Here is a 1,412-nt window from a genome sequence, read left to right as displayed (position 1 = left end):
GAGTGGTGGTCATAAAAAATACCGCTTGATTAGAAAAACCTAAATGTTACTTGAGGCGGTATCACTTGACAATAAAAGGAATACAGCTCTTTGATTCTGCTCATAGATGTATTTTATAATGCTGATTTTAAGCAAATATATCAAAGGCCGTCTGAACTTTTCAGACGGCCTAAAAAGAGAAACACATGAAATCGGAAAACCAAGATTTCTTATTTTTATCGCGCCGCCGCCTGTTGCAAGTCGGCGGAGCCATGCTTTTGACGCCTGCGACCGCATGGGCGGGGGCGCAACGTGAAGAAACGCTGGCCGATGATGTGGCTTCCGTGATGCGCAGTTCGATTAATAGTGCCAGCCCTGCACGGCTGGTGTTTGCCGATTCGAGGGAAGGGGAACGTTGGTTGGCGGCGATGTCTTCCCGATTGGCACGCTTTATTCCCGATGAGGGCGAGCGCCGCCGTTTGTTGGTCAATATTCAATACGAAAGCAGTCGCGCCGGACTCAACACCCAAGTGATTCTGGGTTTGATTGAAGTGGAAAGCGCGTTTCGCCAATATGCCATCAGCGGAGTGGGCGCGCGCGGTTTGATGCAGGTGATGCCGTTTTGGAAAAACTATATCGGCAATCCGTCGCACAACCTTTTCGACATTCGCACCAATCTGCGCTATGGCTGCACTATTCTGCGCCATTACAACAATATCGAGAAAGGCAATATTGTCCGCGCTTTGGCAAGGTTTAACGGCAGCTTGGGCAGTAACAAATATCCGAATGCCGTGTTAGGCGCGTGGCGAAATAGATGGCAGTGGGGTTGATTGGGGATAATGGGATAGGGCAGATCTTGCGTGACGTTGTTTTTTGTTAAAACCGTTTTATACCGATGAAGCAGGTTTGCGATAAACGGCTTGCGATTTGACCCCATGCAATTCCTTTGAATCCTGTATAATCAGAAAATCTGTTAATTCACACTTTCAGACGGCCTTTCGCAAACTTAAGGCCGTCTGAAACATTATTTATGGCAAGAGATAACCGCATTCAAATGTTTCCGCACGAGTGGCGTGCCAGTACCACACTTTCCGGCGTTTACGCACTGCGTATGTTGGGGATGTTTTTGGTATTGCCTGTTTTGGCGATGTATGCCGCTTCGTTGCCCGGCGCAGAAAACAATAAAGCGCTGGTCGGTATGGCGATGGGTATTTATGGGCTGACACAGGCTTTGCTGCAGCTGCCTTTGGGCATGGCTTCTGATAAGTTCGGCCGTAAAAAAGTGATTTATGCCGGCCTGATTGTATTTGCGGCGGGTAGTTTTTTGGCCGCAGTTGCCGACAGCCTGCAGATGTTGGTTGCCGCGCGTGCCATTCAAGGTGCGGGTGCCGTCAGTGCGGCGGTAACGGCTTTGCTGGCGGATTTGACCCGTA

General features: G+C 49.5%; 2 protein-coding genes. Both read left to right on the top strand.

Translation table 11 applies throughout. From position 1 onward, the window contains the following. Positions 1–185 precede the first annotated feature (185 nt). Complete coding sequence (locus tag ACTHUM_RS14160; protein WP_070608647.1) at positions 186–809, top strand: lytic transglycosylase domain-containing protein; 624 nt, start codon at positions 186–188, stop codon at positions 807–809. A 200-nt stretch (positions 810–1,009) separates the two neighbouring features. Next, positions 1,010–1,412, top strand: a 403-nt coding sequence (locus ACTHUM_RS14155; protein ID WP_440403186.1) for an MFS transporter, incomplete at its 3' end; no start/stop codon positions are given.

Source organism: Neisseria sp. P0021.S006, from assembly GCF_051956895.1.
This window is presented reverse-complemented; position numbering and strand designations above follow the sequence as displayed.

Coding starts and splice junctions, on each gene's coding strand:
- ACTHUM_RS14160 (WP_070608647.1), top strand. CDS start 186: ATGAAATCGGAAAACCAAGATTTCTTATTTTTATCGCGCCGCCGCCTG.